Source organism: Yersinia fenwicki, from assembly GCF_043099325.1.
GTDB lineage: Bacteria > Pseudomonadota > Gammaproteobacteria > Enterobacterales > Enterobacteriaceae > Yersinia.
Map to the genome: position 1 here is coordinate 3,580,668 of NZ_CP170755.1, position 16,732 is coordinate 3,597,399.

Here is a 16,732-nt window from a genome sequence, read left to right on the forward strand (position 1 = left end):
TTCCACATGAAAACTAAAGCACTGCGTTTATATGGTAAAAATGACTTACGTCTGGAAAGCTTTGATTTACCGGAAATCGGCGACGATGAAATTCTGGCAACAGTAGTGACCGACAGTATTTGCCTCTCTTCATGGAAAGAGGCAAATTTGGGCGCTGACCATAAAAAAGTACCGGATAATGTGGCAGAAAATCCCATTATTATTGGTCATGAATTTTGCGGCGATATTCTACAAGTCGGTAAGAAATGGCAGCATAAATTCAAACCCGGCAGCCGTTATGTGATTCAGGCTAATTTGCAATTACCCGACCGCCCAGATTGCCCCGGATATTCTTTCCCATATGTTGGTGGTGAGGCCACCCATGTGGTTATTCCCAATGAAGTGATGGAACAAGATTGCTTACTGCCATATGAAGGTGAAAGTTATTTTGAGGGTTCATTGGTCGAGCCGCTTTCTTGTGTTATCGGTGCATTTAATGCCAATTATCATCTGGTTCCCGGCACTTATCAGCATAAAATGGGAATCAAACCTGGCGGTAATGTGTTGATTCTTGGCGGTACCGGCCCAATGGGATTATTAGCTATTGATTACGCACTCCACGGGCCAGTTAATCCGCAATTATTGGTTATTACAGACCGCCACCAGCAAAAACTGGATTATGCTGCGCGCTTGTATCCGAGTGAACCTCAGACGCAAGTGCATTATCTCAATACCAAACAGACTGATGACCAGTTTGAACGTTTAATGGCTCTGACCGAGGGTAAAGGTTATGACGATATCTTTGTTTTCGTCCCTTCAGCTGAATTGGTCACATTAGCTTCGAGCCTATTAGCGCCAGATGGTTGCTTTAATTTCTTTGCTGGCCCACAGGATAAGAATTTTATGGCGTCGATTAATTTCTACGATATCCATTACTCCTTTACCCATTATGTTGGCACCTCGGGTGGCAATACCGACGATATGAGAGAAGCGGTAAAGTTAATTGAAGCGAAGAAAGTGAATGCTGGGAAAGTGGTATCTCATATTCTTGGGCTAAATGATGCCGCAGAAACCACATTGAATTTACCGCAAATTATCGGTGGTAAGAAGTTGGTTTACACCGGCAAAAATATGCCGCTGACATCATTGAGTGAACTAATGAGTCGCGAGCAAGATTCACCGTTATTACAAGAACTGCAAATTATTTTGCGTAAAACTGACGGGTTGTGGTCAAAAGCAGCTGAAGATTTTGTTTTAGCTCACGCCAAAGAGATTTAACCTTTTGAGCGAGGGCGGAAAATATATAGCCGCCCTCAACTCACTCCCCCAGCAGATGTTTTGCCGTTGACTCATCAGTGGTCGCATCATTCTCGACTGCACTTAGTAACACATCCAACAAGCCGGGGAATCTGGCATCAATATCATCACGTCGCAGTGATAACAAACTCTCACGTCCGCATGGTCGTTGCCAGATAACACCACTTTCACGCAGTACCCGCCAATGATGGGTTAAGGTCGATTTAGATAGCCCGTGCACCAAAGTGCCACATGCATGTTCGCCCCCTGCTGCCAGTCTGCGGACCACGGCCAGCCGCAGCGGATTACCTAAAGCCGTCAGCACATTTTCCAAACGGATCTGCTCACGCTCAGGGTGATTTGCAATCATAGTGTTCCTATTAATAAGTGACAGTCAGCAGGGAACTCCCCTACCAAACTACCGGGTTCGGCCAAATCAAACGGCCCTTAGCGGGCAGCAATATAGCCTATACTCCATGTCGACCCTACTAATAATTCTAGCTCAATGATGGAAGCCCCCTCAGTCATCGCTCCTCGCTATTATTGCATAGTTTCAGAACAAATAATTAAATTGTACGTGTACATTCGAACAATAGGACTATACTGGTGGCGATCAAGTGATCATTAACAGCAATGCTGAACATAAACCAACAACTTCCCGGTAGGGCATCAAGCCGCCCACCCCGAAATTGCCATTATCATTTAAGGACTTAATATGGCACGTAAAACTCCTATCGAGCGCTATCGCAATATCGGTATATCCGCCCACATCGACGCAGGTAAAACAACCACTACCGAGCGCATTTTGTTCTACACCGGCGTCAGTCATAAGCTGGGTGAAGTGCATGATGGTGGCGCGACAACTGACTGGATGGCGCAGGAGCAGGAACGTGGCATTACCATTACATCGGCTGCCGTGACCTGCTTTTGGAAAGGTATGGACAGAACCTTACCCGAGCACCGAATCAATATTATCGACACCCCCGGGCACGTGGATTTCACTATTGAAGTGGAACGATCCATGCGGGTACTTGATGGTGCGGTGATGGTGTATGACGCGGTCGGTGGTGTGCAGCCACAATCCGAAACCGTCTGGCGGCAGGCCAATAAATACCGTGTTCCACGTCTGGCATTCGTGAATAAAATGGACCGCCCCGGCGCTGATTTTTTCCGCGTACGCCAGATGATGATTGATCGTCTGAAAGCGAATCCAGTGCCCATTGTGATTCCAATCGGCAGTGAAGATCACTTTACTGGGGTGGTGGATTTACGACTTATGCGCGCCATTATCTGGGATGAAGAGTCTCAAGGCATGACATTTAGCTATGAGCCAATTCCGGAGAACTTGCTGGCGACAGCCAATGAGTGGCGCGAGAAAATGGTCTCCGAGGCGGCTGAAGCCTCTGAAGCGCTGATGACAGAATATCTGGAAACCGGTGACCTGACAGTGGATGAAATCACCCAAGGTCTACGTATTCGGACCATTGCCGGTGAAATCCAGCCCATGTTATGCGGCAGCGCCTTTAAGAACAAAGGAGTGCAGCGCATGTTGGATGCAGTGGTTGAATTGATGCCATCGCCCGTGGATATTCCGCCGGTCAGTGGCACCGATGAAGACGGAAATGAAGTCAGCCGTAAAGCCGATGATAATGAAAAATTCTCGGCACTGGCATTCAAATTAATGACTGACCCGTATGTCGGTCAACTGACTTTCGTGCGCGTCTATTCCGGCGTACTGAGCAAAGGCGACAGTGTTTACAACCCAATTCGCGGTAAGAAAGAGCGTATTGGCCGTATTGTTCAGATGCATGCCAATAATCGGATTGAAGTGGATGAAATCCGTGCTGGTGATATCGCGGCTTGTGTAGGATTGAAAGATGTGACCACCGGGGAAACCCTGTGCGACCCAAATGCCGTGATTACGCTAGTACGTATGGAATTCCCTGAGCCAGTTATATCGCAAGCCATTGAGCCGAAGACGAAGGCGGATCAGGAGAAAATGGGTATCGCACTGCAACGGCTGGCATCGGAGGACCCATCATTCCGCATTCGTACTGATGAAGAGTCCGGCCAGACCATTATCTCCGGTATGGGTGAGTTGCATCTGGAAATTATTGTTGACCGCATGAAACGTGAGTTCGGTGTGGAAGCCAATATCGGCAAACCGCAGGTAACTTACCGCGAAACAGTGCGTAAGACAGTGACAGATGTAGACGGTAAATTTGTCCGTCAGTCTGGTGGTAAAGGGCAATATGGCCACGTGGTCTTTACCCTTGAGCCCCAGGAGCCGGGTAGCGGAGTTGCTTTTGTCGATGCGACTAAAGGCGGTGTAGTGCCGCGTGAATTTATTGGAGCGGTCGAAAAAGGTGTGCTCGAAGCCACCAATACCGGAGTTTTGGCCGGTTATCCGGTGGTGGATGTGAAGGTCACTCTGACGTTCGGTTCCTATCACGAAGTCGACTCATCGGAACTGGCGTTTAAAATGGCCGCCATCTTTGGTTTCAAAGAAGCCGCCAAACGCGCCTCACCGGTGATCCTGGAGCCAGTGATGAGTGTTGAGGTCGAAACACCGGAAGAGTATGCCGGTAATGTGATGGGCGACCTTTCCTCTCGTCGTGGCCTGGTGCAAGGGATGGAAGAGATGGTCGGTGGCGGGAAAATTATCCGTGCCGAAGTGCCGTTATCCGAAATGTTCGGCTACTCCACAGTATTGCGTTCCATGTCACAAGGTCGTGCGACTTATACCATGGAATTCAAGCATTACGCTGAAGCACCACGTAATGTTGCCGATGCCATTATTGCGGCGCGGGGTAATAGAAGCTAACCGTCGCTATGAAGTTCAGACCAAGCCGCCATTGGAGTTTTCCCAGTGGCGGTTTTTTAATGACCAGAAAACAGCCAACACACCTGCAACCTGAAAGATGACGGAGAATTAAAAAGTCACCGGCGTATTCACCCACAACACCTTAGCTACTGAGTCACCAATATTGCGATAACCGTGGGGCACATTACTGGGGAAATAAAAGGAATCACCCACGCTGAGGGTATAGGTTTCTTCACCTAAATACAGGGCAATTTCCCCTTCCAGCACGTATCCCATCTCCTCACCGTGATGTTCTATTTGCCCATCACTGGCGACACCCGGCTCAATGATATGAATGTTTCCCTGCAACAATCCACCTTTGTGGTGATGCGTCAGATTTTCCAGCGCAATGCCACCTTTCTTGTTACGGTGCACAAACCGTTTACGGATCCGCTGCTCCGGTTTCAACACCGGTGAGTCTGCCACCCAACTTTCGGCCATCAAATCCGAAATATTGGTTTCCAAAGCGCTGGCGAGCCGGTGCAACATCGCCAGCGACGGCGACGCTACCTCATTTTCTAGTTTCGACAATAAACTCTCTGAGCATCCCACTTTGAGCGCTAGCTGCTTTAACGTGATGTCCTGCGCCACACGGGCATGACGTAAACGCATCCCTAAATCAGATAAAACAAAACCGCCGTTATCGCCGTTTTTTTTCATAAGTTGATATCTGCTGCTCAAAGAAACTCAAACACCCGGCGTATCATTGCCGGGCAACGTTATCAATACAGAACGCAATGCACATTACTCAGCGACGCTAAAATGCACATCCTGCGGGTTACAGCCATTGATTGGTACAATGTCTTGCGGGCAAGCAGACATCACAACAATGCATTCTAACTCGGCTCGAATCTCAACATAATCACCCGCTTTGCTCACCGTCGGTAACCAGGAAATGGTGTAATCCGGATTGACGGGTGTATTCATCCACAGGTTCAAGGGTTGTGGCACTTCACGCGCGCGCAGCCCGATCGCATTCAACGCTAAGCGCATATTATCGGCACAACTGTCGTGGTATTCAGTGATCCCCATGTTGCTATAGCGATAAAGGTCACAAGCCGCAATCAGCGTGTCATGCACACCGGGTGAGGTATCAGTCAGCAATGTGCCGATAATACGGCGCTGATTGGTGACCAGTGCATCTCCCGGCTGAGGAATGATTTTATCAATAAATGCACGAGTGTGTTCCATTGATGAGAACTCACTCAGATCGGCGCTATTCAATAACCAGGTGTCACACACCTGACTGCCGGGAGTGTTGATAATACGGATAATCTGCCCTTTTTTTAAGCGTACCGCCCGGCCACAGCGGGCAGGAACGGTATACACTTCGCCAATCACCGGCGTCCCATCAGCAGAAATGGGCGAGGATAACGTGGCATTCGTGCCCAGCGCGCTACCGTTGTCTTTTTCACAGCAAGCAGGATAAGTGTGGGTGCTCATGGGTAACTCCTATGGGTTGATTTGCCAGTTCTGTCAGGCAACAGGCTAAGGCCTTCGCGCCGAGGTACAGATACTGAGGGTCTGTATATTCAGCCGGGTTATGGCTGATGCCGTTATGGCTGGGAACGAAAAACATACTGGTCGGGCAATGACTGGCCAGATGCATCGCATCGTGAAATGCACCGGAAGTCAGCGTCGCGGTTTCTATCTCTAACGCCTGGGTACAAGCATATTGTTGCGCCAATAGCTGTGTATTGAAGGCCACCGGCGCATGACTGAATACGCACTCGACTACCACGTTATCCGCAGCTATCTGCTGCATCCAATCATCAAACTGCGCCAATATCGCAGGGCTGGCATGGCGGAAATCAAGGGTGAAGGTGGCACGACCGGCAATGGTATTAATGGCATTTGGCTCAATCTCCCAGCGGCCAAAAGTCAGACGTAATTCATCTGCTGGCAGTGCGGTAGCTCGTTGTTCCAGTTGCTGAACGGTCTGGCGGGCCAATGACATCGCATCTTGGCGATCCGCCATCGGTGTCGTGCCAGCATGAGCCGATTGCCCCAGGCAGGTAACCTGATACCAACGCACACCTTGGATACCTTTCACCAGTGCTAACGGCTGATTGGCTTGTTCCAGTACCGGCCCCTGCTCGATATGCAATTCGACAAAAGCCGCCAAGGGCAAGGTGGCACGGCGTGGTAAATGTGGGAAACACTGATGGCAGCGCGCCAACGCCTGCGCTAAAGTCTCGCCCTGTGCATCCTGATTATTCAGATAATTTGCCAAACGCTGCGGTTGCACAAAGACACTCGAACCCATGGCTCCGGGAGAGAATCGGCTGCCCTCTTCGTTCATCCAAACCACCACTTCAATCGGGCGCAAAGTGGTGACTCCGGCCTCAGCCAGAGCGCTCAAACACTCCATACCGGCAATGACGCCATAGCAACCATCAAGATTGCCGCCGCAGGGCTGAGTATCAATATGGCTGCCCGTCACTACCGGCGGTAAATCTTCACGACCGACGCGGCGAATAAACAGGTTTGCGCAGTCATCAGTCATCACTTCGCAACCTAATGTATAGGCCCAGCCAATGAGCCAAGCGCGAGCATCTAACTCTTCAGCGGATAAAGCTTGTCGATTAACACCGCCGTTCTCCAGCGCACCAAAGCGGGCTAATTGCGCCAACTTATCCATTAAGCGCTGTTGACTAATATGACCGGCAACCTGAACAGCTGCGCGATTAAGCATGTCCGGCCTCCGGCTCATCCAGTTGCAGTGGCCGTTTAAACCACGGCGCAAGAAATGATTTCAACCTATCAGTCTGCGGTTGGCGGAATAACGTCGCGGGCGCACCACTTTCAATAATTGAGCCGTCAGCCATAAACACTACGTGGGATGAAATCTTGGCAGCGAACGACATTTCATGTGTCACCATCACCATCGTCATGCCGTGGTTTGCCAGTATCTTAATGACATCTAGCACCTCTTCCACCCGCTCTGGGTCAAGAGCGGAGGTCGGCTCATCAAGTAACAATAACTCCGGCTCCAAAGCCAATGCTCTGGCAATGCCTACCCGCTGCTGCTGCCCGCCGGATAATCGTGACGGACGAGCTTGCGCCTTGTCCGACATCCCGACCTGAGCCAATGCCCCAGCCGCTTTTTTACGCGCTTCATCGCGTGGCAGTTTTTTTCCCAGAATCAGAGGCGCACAGACATTTTCCAGCACCGTCATGTGCGGCCACAAATTGAATTGCTGGAACACCATTGCCAGTGGGCGGCGCACCTCAGCAATTAACGCCGCGCTATCACGGTGTTTTGCTTCACGCCCTGCACTGCTGTAACCCAGTAATTGCCCTTTGATCAGGACTTCACCCTCGTCATACGCTTCGAGGAAATTCATGCAACGCAGCGCGGTGGTTTTCCCTGAACCTGAGGGGCCAATTAAGGTGACAATTTCACCTGCATTGACCGTCAAATTAATGCCTGCCAACACCCGATTAGTCGCAAAGGATTTGCCCAACTGGCGTAATTCAATAATGGGTTCGTGACTCGTCATATTATCCCTCTATGGCCTGACGGCTGAGTAAGCGCACACCAACACTGACACCTTGCGCCAGCAGCCAATAACTGAGGATCAACAGGGTGTAAGGCACAATATAGGTGTAGGTATTGGCGACTATCTGCCCTGTGGTCATGGTCAACTCTGGCACCGTGATAATCGATGCCACGGCACTCTCTTTAATGGTTAAAATGAACTGGTTACCCAACAGCGGTAAGCTAAAGCGCAAAGCTTGCGGCGTCTGGATGTGCCAAAAACTTTTCCACGCTGAAATATCATGTACTTGTGCTGCCTCCAGTTGCCCGTGCCCGATACTTTTCCACGCGGTACGGAAGATTTCGCCAAAATAAGCCGAGCTGTATATGGCCAGCGATATCACCGTGGCCTCAACTGCACTTAGCGTCACGCCGATAGCGGGTAAACCGAAATAAAACACCGCTAGCTGTGCCAGATAAGGTGTGCCGCGAATCAGCCACACATAGGTGCGCCAAGGCCAGAACAACCAACGGCTATTACGGCACACCGCCTGCAAGATAAAGCCGGCAAAAGCCCCGATGATCGCCGCACTCATGCTAATATCCAGCGTGACACCCAATGCGCGAGCAAAGTCCGGCAGATAAAGGAAGAAATCGCTCATCGGCTCTCCTTATGCCAGCGCCGTTCAACATAATTGCCTAACAGTGCCAGCAAGCTGGTCAGCACCAGATAAGACAACGCAATCGCGATATACACCTCTAATGGGCGGTAGGTCGCCGATGCCAACTGCTGCCCCACCCGCATCAAATCGGTGATGGCGATGACCGATACCACTGCCGAGGCCTTAATCACATCAATTAACTCTGAAATCAGTGATGGCAGAGTCAGGCGCAACACTTGTGGAATTTGGATATGCCACAAGGTCTGGCGCGGACTTAATCCGCACATCGCCGCGGCTTCTAACTGCCCCGGCTGGATAGCATTAAAACCACTGCGTAAGATTTGTGATTGATAGGCTGCAGTATTGAATGTGAGTGCCAACACCGCAGCCAGATAACCGGGAAGTGACAATCCCAACTCCCCTGGCAGGTAAAAACACAATAGAACTTGAGCCAGAACCGGCGTGCCGCGAAACAAACTGATATAGATACGGGCGAACCCTCTTCCCAATCGTGAGTGGCCGCTTTCCATCAGGTAAATCACCACACCGATAAAGAAACCAGCAACAATAGCCACGACACACAGCGAGGCGGTGGTCACCGCGCCGTCTATCAACATCGGTAGCCACGACCTCAGTAATTGGAAAAATTCCGCCATCGTCAGTCCTCTTACAAGCTCGGTGTTGGCATCTGATCAGCCGGAACATCCATCACGAAGCCGAACCATTTCTGCTGTAATGCTTTCATGGTGCCATCGCGGTTAGCTTCACTGATGCCATCACTGAACAGCTTCACCAAGGTTGCACTGTCATCTCCTTTACGCCCAACCCAGCCAAAATAGGTGGTTGGCCCTAACATGGGTTTCAGGGTAGTAAAGACGCCGGGACGGGTTTTGATTAAGGGGCCAAGGTTGGCGAGTGATTGGGCGACACCATCCAGACGCTGGTTCGCCAGATCTGCATAGGCTTCGTCAAAAGAGACATATTGTTTAATTTCTTTGATGCCCGGTTTACCGCTGGCTTTCAGTTTTTTATCAAACTCTTGCAACACCTGGAGCTGACCCGAACCGGCTTGAGAACCGACCACCTTGCCACTTAAGTCATCTAACGAATTGATAGAGCTATCGTTGTCACGTTTGAGTAACGCTACAGTCGATTCGGCAATCGGCACAGTAAACGCAAAGTGATCCATGCGCTGTTTGTTCACCGTCACGGCGGTGACGACAAAATCGAATTTCTTAGCATCAAGGCCGGGCAAGATGCCCTGGAAAGGTAAATCAAGTTGCTTAACTTCAACACCCGGTAGGCTTTTCTGCAAAATATGATTCATTAAATCAACGTCATACCCCACAATTTTCCCATTCTCTACCGACTCAAAAGGTGCATAACGTGCTTCAGTTGCAATAGTTATCGTCTTATCGGCTTTAATTTTGTCCAGCAAATCTGCGCTATGAACCGCGCCAGAGAATACGCTGGCAGCACACAGCATTGCCCAGCACAGAGGTATCGCCTGTTTACGTCGTGTCATGATTGCCGCCCCATTTAAAGTAGTGTGAAGTTTATTCAAGTAACTTGAATGTAATGACTTAAGCATGAAATGTGCCAGCAAGCATCAAGGGAGAAAATAAGTGAAAGGAGTTGTCAGTAACAGACTGTAGTTAAAGATCTATTTTTATTTAGCGCTGAAGAACCAGCATGGGCAGGATAAAGACAGGGTAGGAAAGTGATTGAGTCAGTGCACGCTAAGCGCACAGAAAAAGTGCAAATTTGCGCCTTTTCTGTGCAGGATAAAAATCAAATTTTGGCGGTTGCGAGGTACTTCTCCATCTCATCACTCGGCACCATACCGCCGCCTGTCGCCCAAACCAGATGGGTCGCATGACGCATTTTCTCGGCGCTAAAATGATTCTGCTCTAAATAATCCGAACTGCTACTAACCCGCGCCGGGCCTGGCATACCCGCTAATGCTGACGGCTCCAGTCGAATACCTTCATACTGATTGAGCAAACCAAGCAGGTCATACATTTCGGCATCACTTAAGGTATAGAAACCATCCAGTAAATGCTCCATAGCCCGACCAACAAAGCCGGACGCCCGTCCAACAGCCAAACCATCTGCGGCAGTAATGTTATCAATACCAATGTCTTGCACAGAAATACCATCATGCAAACCGGTATAAACACCCAATAACATGCACGGCGAATGAGTTGGCTCGGTAAAAATACAATGCACATGGTCACCGAAGGCCAGTTTCAATCCGAACGCTACCCCGCCGGGGCCACCGCCCACACCACAAGGGAGATAAACAAATAACGGATGATTTTCATCTACCGCTATCTGCTGCTCGGCAAACTGCTGTTTCAACCGGCCACCCGCCACCGAATATCCTAAGAATAAGGTGGGTGAATTCTCATCATCAATAAAGAAGCAATTTGGATCAGATTCCGCCTGCTTACGCCCCTGCGCTACCGCCACCCCATAGTCCTGTGCATACTCAACCACATTGACGCCATGTTGGCGTAGTTTACGTTTTTTCCATTCACGGGCATCAGCCGACATATGCACACTGACACTGAACCCCAGCTTGGCACTCATGATGCCAATTGACATCCCCAGATTGCCGGTCGATCCTACTGCAATGTGGTATTGGCTGAAAAACTGGCGAAAATCATCGGAAAACAACTTGCTGTAGTCATCAGTTTCCTGCAATAAACCAGCCTGTAGTGCCAGTTTTTCTGCATGGGTTAATACTTCATAAATACCACCACGGGCTTTAATGGAGCCGGAAATAGGCAAGTGACTGTCTTTCTTTAACAATAAGCGACCCGTTATCTCCACCCCATAGCGTTGTTGCAAGGCATTCTGCATGGCAGGGATAGCCACAATGTCCGACTCGATAATACCCTTTGTTTTTTGTGTTTCAGGAAATGCCTGGCACAAATAAGGGGCAAAACGTTGCAACCGGGCCTCGGCGTCGGCAACATCCTGCTGCGATAACCCGACATAAGGCAGCCCCTTTTCAAGGGTGGTCGCCTGCGGATTAAACCACGTCACCTCTTCCAGATTGATAAGATTTTTGACCAGTGGATAGTCGGTAATTAATTTATCAATTTTAGTGCTGTTCATAGAATGTCTCTTTTCGATCATATGATGTAAGAAAGCAGGAAAGTGGTACCCAATGCAATCACCGACGCGATAAAGGTCGCGGTAGTGTAATATTTAAATGTCTCGCTCAGCGTCGCACCGCAATATTGTTTTACTAACCAAAATAGCGAGTCAGTGACGATGGTGAAACCAATTGCGCCGGAGCCAATAGCCAGAGTAATAATCTCTGGGCTGACATTGGGATACATCGGTAATATTGGTGAAACAATAGCCGTTGCCCCCATCATCGCAACCGTCGCAGAACCCACTGCGGCATGCAGAATCAGTGCGACCAACCATGCCAATAGAATGGGATGCATATCCAGATTTGATAAAATTACCGCCAATGAATCTGCCAATCCGCTGGCTTTTAATATTCCGTTAAATGCCCCACCAGCACCGATGATTAATAGAATATTGGCGATAGAAGAAAAACTCTCTTCCGTTTTTGCCAACAGGGTACTCATACCCATATTTTGCCGAATACCTAATGTGTAATAGGCAACAAACGCCGCAATAAACATGGCAGTAATTGGATTACCGATGAATTCTAATATTAGATAGAGCGTGGTGCCCTTTTCCATATTCAGCTCGGCGGCCGTTTTTGCCAACATCAAAATAATCGGCAGCATTACAGTAAATAAAGTCGCCCCCAAAGACGGTAATTCATCCTCACTACGGATTTTCACTTCGGAAAATGCTGGCGGCACTGCTTTAAATGGCAAGCGTTTACCAACTATGCGTAGGAATAGCGGCCCACCGATGAGTGACGCGGCCAGCCCGACGACCAAGCCGTAAACAATCACGGTACCAATATCTGCCCCTAGAGCATTGGTGACATACATGGCTGCCGGATGTGGAGGTACGACACAATGCACCGCCATCAGCGCCGTACACAGCGGAATAGCCAACTTCAACAATGAGGTATTGGTTTTTTTTGCAATAGAAAATGCCAACGGAATCAATAAGACAACCCCTACTTCAACAAATAGGGTGATACCGCAGATTAACCCGACCAGCACCATAGTGACATCCGGTGATAACCATCGACAGCGCTGTAAGGTGATACCGATGCGCTCAGCCGCACCGGATATTTCCATCATTTTCCCTAAGATGGTTCCCAGCCCAATGACTGCGGCCAGAAAACCCAATGTCCCGCCAATCCCGCCTTCAATGGAGTTCACCATCTCTAGTGGGTTCATGCCCATCAATAGCCCGACATAAAAACTGGCTAATAACAGGGCGAGGAAAGGATGTATTTTTAGTTTTACAATGGTGAAAATAATAATAATGATGCTCGTTAATAACGTCCCCACCACCCATATTTGTGAGTCCATAGCCAACCTCTTCTAATAATAAGTTCTGCCTCCATTGAATAAGAATTGGCCGGTACTGACAAATGATAAAAAACGTCTTTCAGATGAGCCAGATTGAATCAAAAGTGCAATATCGGTCAAATTTTCGCTATTAACCCTGATTTGAATCACACTGGATAATCTTAAACATCTACTTTATCGGTCATTGCGGTATGCTATTTATATAAATAGATTGTCTGAGAGGCCGTTATGTACCCGGAAAAAAGCTACATCACCCGTAATAAATTACTGAATGGCTATCAGCTATCTAAACTCTATACGTTTGAAATTGCCGCACGACATTGTTCGTTTGCGCTGGCCGCTGATGAGTTATCGATAAGCCCGAGCGCTGTCAGTCACCGGATTAATAGCCTTGAAGATGAATTAGGTTTCAAGCTATTCCAGCGTTTTCATCGCAAAGTGGAACTGACCAGCGAGGGAGAAAGGGTATTTTGGGTACTAAAGTCTTCGCTGGAATACCTGAATCAAGAAATTCTGGAGATAAAGAATCAGGAACTGTCTGGCACACTTACAGTTTACTCTCGCCCCTCCATTGCCCAATGCTGGCTGGTGCCTAAACTGGCTGATTTCGCCCATCACTACCCCGCCATCAGTTTGAATATTCTGACCGGCAATGAGAATGTCAACTTCCAAGGTGGCGGCATTGATTTGGCTATTTATTTTGACGACAAAACACCGGAGAAATTGTCATATCAACACTTAATGGATGAATCAATGGTGCCAGTATGCAGTCCAGAATATGCAGAAAAACATCAGATTAAGGGCAACCTGAACAATCTTCGGCAATGTACCTTGCTGCATGACCGACAAGCCTGGAGTTATGATTCCGATAGCAGCGAATGGAACAGCTGGGGTCAACAAGCAGGTTTTGAGATAGCTCCCATGCAGCGCAGCATGGGTTTTGACCGCTCAGACTTGGCAATTATTGCAGCCATAAATCACGTTGGTGTTGCCATGGGACGTAAAAAATTGGTGACCAAACGGCTGGAAAATGAAGAGCTTATTATGCCGTTCCCCGGCATGGAGGTGAAGTGTGAGCAGCGCTATTACATCTCAACGCTGTCTGACCGGCAATGGCCGAAAATTAATGCCTTTGTTAGGTGGCTAAAAAAAATGGCAGAAGAGTCGTGAGAATTGGGCGCGCCATAATAGACGCGCCCTAAGGCATGATGACTTTGACCTCTAGGGGCACTTTCTGCGGATATTTTTACGTATTACCAGCCAAAATAGTAGTTAAGCGTAATAGAGCTAAGAACATTCAATCCCATTTTTAAAATATTGATCTGGATCATTTTCACATCTCTCTGGGAATTTTCCCACACTGATGGAGCTATTTTCCCATACTTTGCCCTATGTTAGTTTGTTACCATCCCTTCACTAATTTAGAACGTATTAACTTATTAGCTTTAATTAATAAATAAACAAGCCCTAATAGTCATAATTAAATTAATTATGAACTTCATTTATTGAATCAATAAACATCCTAAAAAATAACATATCAATTGAGAATGCGTAAACACTAATAAAATAACCAGGAATCTTGCCGTAATGAATATTTCTATAAAAAGAACCTATCTTAGCATAGCTATTTCATCAATCATTTACACGGCAAGTACAGTGAATGTAAATGCTGCACCTTGTGTGGGCTATATCGTCACCGATATTTGCGAGCAATCAAAGTCCGGTGCAGGTGAATTTCACAGCATTTCTCTGGGAAATGGTGTAATAGCCGGTACTGAAGATAATCATTTTGTGTTTAATGGTGAAGGATACAAATTATATTATCCTCATAATTATTTCGCATCATCCGTTGCCTTGGGCGCTATCCGTTATACCGTAGTCAATGACAGCACTTTTACTATCACTGGCACTCATTATCAGGGTGGCCCAACTTATGAGGGTCGGGCAGAAAATACCACATTGAATAATAGCCTGATGTGGGTCATGACATCGGCTGACCAGACGATAGCCAAAGGTAATTCAGCGGTGATTGTCTCTACCCAGTTTGCTATGGATGGTTCAACTTATACTGAGACTAAGGAAGATGGCAGTATTGAGTTCGACCCTTATATTACGAATAGCCGCTATCAAGACACTTCCTATGAAATGTTATGGGGTATGAAAAAAGAGTCAAATAACTGGGATACCAAAGCCACATCATATGATTCTGAATTCGTGAATTCTAGCCGCCAAATTGTAGCTGCAAATGGTCATAGTGTTGATGCGAAATTTTATGATAAAGCCTATCAACGTATTGACGATACAGGGGTTGCTAGCGCGGCTATATTTAAAGGCACCTCTTACCAAAATATTTATGCAGGTGGTGAATCACAGGATACCGCCTTATTTGATAGCACTTATTCCTGGGTTCGGGCCGGAGGGAAATTAACCGGGCTGACACAAGTTAATAATGCTGCCTCTGTGTATCTCGATACGGATGAAACTAATGGAGCATATGCCCAAAATGTGGTTCTTAACGGTGAAAACACCCATTTAGTCGTACGATATAATGCCGCAAATAATGCTTCAGCAACCGTTGATGAATTAATTTTAAATGGGGGCGGGGTGGCTTTTCAGTCAGGTACTGGCAATCATTATACCTCATTAAATATTGGTACACTTTCCGGCACAGGCTCTTTCCTGTTCAACACTTCGATTGCCGAAGGCAAAGGCAATTTTGTCACCATCGCAAATGCCACCGGTTCGCACAAAGTGATGGTAAATGACTCGGGTGCCGAAATAACCGCGCCCGGTCAAACAACACTGGATCTTATCCATGATCTTAGTGGTCACGCGCAATTCACACTGGCCTCAATTACCGGTGTCAATATCACTGAAATTGACGGTGGTACATACGTTTACGGCTTGAAAAAGTGGGATAACTCGGCACGGGCTAGAGGTAACTTGTGGTATTTGGGTAGTGCTTTGGATACAGGCCTTGCCCCTGGCCCATTAGAACCAACCCCTGAAATAGAAATGAAAACAACACCCTCTACAGATGCCGTATTAAGTATGGCCTCAGCTAATCAGTTTATTTTTGATGGTGAATTACAGAACTTGCGCTTACGTAAAGGTGATTTAAATAACAGCAAAGGTGAGAATGCCAATGTTTGGGGCCGCTATTTGACCAATAATACGCGTGTCAATGCTGCCCATGGTGCTGCATATCGTTTACAGCAGGATGGTTTTGAAATAGGTGCAGATAAGGTATTTGGCTTGGCGTCAGGCCAGTTAGTCTTGGGAGGATTTACCTCTTATAGCAATAACAGTGTGAAACATGCTCGTGGTGGGAACAGTAAAGTTGATAGTTATAGCTTGGGTGCTTACGGCAGTTATTTCGATAACGGTGGCTATTATATTGATGCTGTTCTAAAGGCTAACCGCTTTAATAACTCGCTGAATGCAAATATGACAAACGGTGGTTCAGTACAAAGTGATTACAATCAAAATGCGACAGGTGGTTCACTGGAGGCTGGTTATCATTACAAACTATCCGATAATTGGTTTGTTGAACCTTATGCCCGCGCCAGTTATTTCACCGCACAAGCTAAAGATATTGCACTCAACAATGGTATGAAAGCGAATATTGATAATAATCGCTCAGCAAAAGGTGAATTAGGTACTCACGTTGGGACACAATTTGATCTAAAAAATGGGGCAATTATTCGCCCGTACGGCAAAATCGCCATTGAACGAGAGTTTATGACGTCAAATACTGTAACCATTAACCAGGCTAATGATTTTAATAATGATTTTTCCGGTAACACTGCAAAATATGGACTAGGTATTGATGTTAACCTGACGAAAAAGACCACGATTTATGCGGAAGCTAATTACCGGAAAGGTACCTATATTGAGTCACCAGTCATGGCCAATATCGGCTTCCGGGTTAATTTCTAGATAGGATGTCTGACTGATGGTTTCTCGTGGCAAT

General features: G+C 47.6%; 14 protein-coding genes. 4 read left to right on the top strand and 10 right to left on the bottom strand.

The window, feature by feature from the left end:
* Positions 1–6: 6 nt before the first annotated feature.
* Positions 7–1,257: a zinc-binding dehydrogenase gene (locus ACF3VQ_RS16330; protein WP_392432168.1), complete on the top strand. Its 1,251-nt coding sequence runs from the start codon at positions 7–9 to the stop codon at positions 1,255–1,257.
* A gap of 40 nt (positions 1,258–1,297) precedes the next feature.
* On the opposite strand, the gene ACF3VQ_RS16335 is transcribed toward ACF3VQ_RS16330, so the two are convergent.
* Positions 1,298–1,645: an ArsR/SmtB family transcription factor gene (locus tag ACF3VQ_RS16335; protein WP_392432169.1), complete on the bottom strand. Its 348-nt coding sequence runs from the start codon at positions 1,643–1,645 to the stop codon at positions 1,298–1,300.
* Positions 1,646–1,990: 345 nt separating this feature from the next.
* Here ACF3VQ_RS16335 and fusA point away from each other — a divergent pair, with 345 nt between their 5' ends.
* The gene (fusA, locus tag ACF3VQ_RS16340) at positions 1,991–4,099 is read left to right on the top strand and encodes an elongation factor G (RefSeq protein ID WP_392432170.1); all 2,109 of its coding nucleotides are present in this window, start codon (positions 1,991–1,993) and stop codon (positions 4,097–4,099) included.
* Positions 4,100–4,207: 108 nt separating this feature from the next.
* Here fusA and ACF3VQ_RS16345 read toward each other — a convergent pair whose 3' ends face one another.
* The 9 genes from ACF3VQ_RS16345 to dsdX all read right to left on the bottom strand — a co-directional run bounded on the left by ACF3VQ_RS16345 (position 4,208) and on the right by dsdX (position 12,759).
* Positions 4,208–4,798, bottom strand: a complete 591-nt coding sequence (locus ACF3VQ_RS16345) for a cupin domain-containing protein (RefSeq protein ID WP_392432171.1) — start codon at positions 4,796–4,798, stop codon at positions 4,208–4,210.
* An 84-nt stretch (positions 4,799–4,882) separates the two neighbouring features.
* Positions 4,883–5,581 carry a DUF1989 domain-containing protein gene (locus ACF3VQ_RS16350; protein ID WP_392432172.1) on the bottom strand — a complete coding sequence of 233 codons (699 nt, stop codon included), beginning with the start codon at positions 5,579–5,581 and terminating at the stop codon, positions 4,883–4,885.
* On the bottom strand, positions 5,550–6,833 hold the full coding sequence (locus ACF3VQ_RS16355) for a M20 family metallo-hydrolase (RefSeq protein WP_392432173.1): 1,284 nt from the start codon (positions 6,831–6,833) through the stop codon (positions 5,550–5,552). Before ACF3VQ_RS16355 ends, ACF3VQ_RS16350 begins: the two co-directional genes overlap by 32 nt.
* On the bottom strand, positions 6,826–7,641 hold the full coding sequence (locus ACF3VQ_RS16360; protein WP_392432174.1) for an amino acid ABC transporter ATP-binding protein: 816 nt from the start codon (positions 7,639–7,641) through the stop codon (positions 6,826–6,828). The genes ACF3VQ_RS16355 and ACF3VQ_RS16360 overlap by 8 nt, the downstream gene beginning before the upstream one ends.
* Before the next feature lies 1 nt (position 7,642).
* On the bottom strand, positions 7,643–8,281 hold the full coding sequence (locus tag ACF3VQ_RS16365) for an amino acid ABC transporter permease (protein WP_392432175.1): 639 nt from the start codon (positions 8,279–8,281) through the stop codon (positions 7,643–7,645).
* Positions 8,278–8,937, bottom strand: coding sequence for an amino acid ABC transporter permease (locus ACF3VQ_RS16370; RefSeq protein ID WP_392432176.1), 660 nt, complete (start codon positions 8,935–8,937; stop codon positions 8,278–8,280). Before ACF3VQ_RS16370 ends, ACF3VQ_RS16365 begins: the two co-directional genes overlap by 4 nt.
* An 11-nt stretch (positions 8,938–8,948) precedes the next feature.
* On the bottom strand, positions 8,949–9,806 hold the full coding sequence (locus tag ACF3VQ_RS16375; RefSeq protein WP_392432177.1) for a transporter substrate-binding domain-containing protein: 858 nt from the start codon (positions 9,804–9,806) through the stop codon (positions 8,949–8,951).
* 266 nt (positions 9,807–10,072) lie between these two features.
* Positions 10,073–11,404 (bottom strand): D-serine ammonia-lyase, encoded by a 1,332-nt coding sequence (locus ACF3VQ_RS16380; RefSeq protein ID WP_392432178.1) that lies wholly within the window; start codon positions 11,402–11,404, stop codon positions 10,073–10,075.
* Positions 11,405–11,421: 17 nt separating this feature from the next.
* The gene (dsdX, locus tag ACF3VQ_RS16385; RefSeq protein WP_392432179.1) at positions 11,422–12,759 is read right to left on the bottom strand and encodes a D-serine transporter DsdX; all 1,338 of its coding nucleotides are present in this window, start codon (positions 12,757–12,759) and stop codon (positions 11,422–11,424) included.
* A 228-nt stretch (positions 12,760–12,987) separates the two neighbouring features.
* Between dsdX and dsdC the strand changes: the two genes are divergently transcribed.
* Together dsdC and ACF3VQ_RS16395 are read left to right on the top strand one after the other, a co-directional pair.
* Positions 12,988–13,929, top strand: coding sequence for a DNA-binding transcriptional regulator DsdC (gene dsdC / locus ACF3VQ_RS16390; protein ID WP_392432180.1), 942 nt, complete (start codon positions 12,988–12,990; stop codon positions 13,927–13,929).
* A gap of 417 nt (positions 13,930–14,346) precedes the next feature.
* The gene (locus ACF3VQ_RS16395; protein ID WP_392432181.1) at positions 14,347–16,698 is read left to right on the top strand and encodes an autotransporter outer membrane beta-barrel domain-containing protein; all 2,352 of its coding nucleotides are present in this window, start codon (positions 14,347–14,349) and stop codon (positions 16,696–16,698) included.
* The last annotated feature ends 34 nt before the right edge of the window (positions 16,699–16,732 follow it).

Bases quoted from the DNA above. Each gene is read 5' to 3' on its own strand.
- ACF3VQ_RS16330 (WP_392432168.1), top strand. From the start codon at position 7: ATGAAAACTAAAGCACTGCGTTTATATGGTAAAAATGACTTACGTCTG.
- ACF3VQ_RS16335 (WP_392432169.1), bottom strand. From the start codon at position 1,645: ATGATTGCAAATCACCCTGAGCGTGAGCAGATCCGTTTGGAAAATGTG.
- fusA (WP_392432170.1), top strand. From the start codon at position 1,991: ATGGCACGTAAAACTCCTATCGAGCGCTATCGCAATATCGGTATATCC.
- ACF3VQ_RS16345 (WP_392432171.1), bottom strand. From the start codon at position 4,798: ATGAAAAAAAACGGCGATAACGGCGGTTTTGTTTTATCTGATTTAGGG.
- ACF3VQ_RS16350 (WP_392432172.1), bottom strand. From the start codon at position 5,581: ATGAGCACCCACACTTATCCTGCTTGCTGTGAAAAAGACAACGGTAGC.
- ACF3VQ_RS16355 (WP_392432173.1), bottom strand. From the start codon at position 6,833: ATGCTTAATCGCGCAGCTGTTCAGGTTGCCGGTCATATTAGTCAACAG.
- ACF3VQ_RS16360 (WP_392432174.1), bottom strand. From the start codon at position 7,641: ATGACGAGTCACGAACCCATTATTGAATTACGCCAGTTGGGCAAATCC.
- ACF3VQ_RS16365 (WP_392432175.1), bottom strand. From the start codon at position 8,281: ATGAGCGATTTCTTCCTTTATCTGCCGGACTTTGCTCGCGCATTGGGT.
- ACF3VQ_RS16370 (WP_392432176.1), bottom strand. From the start codon at position 8,937: ATGGCGGAATTTTTCCAATTACTGAGGTCGTGGCTACCGATGTTGATA.
- ACF3VQ_RS16375 (WP_392432177.1), bottom strand. From the start codon at position 9,806: ATGACACGACGTAAACAGGCGATACCTCTGTGCTGGGCAATGCTGTGT.
- ACF3VQ_RS16380 (WP_392432178.1), bottom strand. From the start codon at position 11,404: ATGAACAGCACTAAAATTGATAAATTAATTACCGACTATCCACTGGTC.
- dsdX (WP_392432179.1), bottom strand. From the start codon at position 12,759: ATGGACTCACAAATATGGGTGGTGGGGACGTTATTAACGAGCATCATT.
- dsdC (WP_392432180.1), top strand. From the start codon at position 12,988: ATGTACCCGGAAAAAAGCTACATCACCCGTAATAAATTACTGAATGGC.
- ACF3VQ_RS16395 (WP_392432181.1), top strand. From the start codon at position 14,347: ATGAATATTTCTATAAAAAGAACCTATCTTAGCATAGCTATTTCATCA.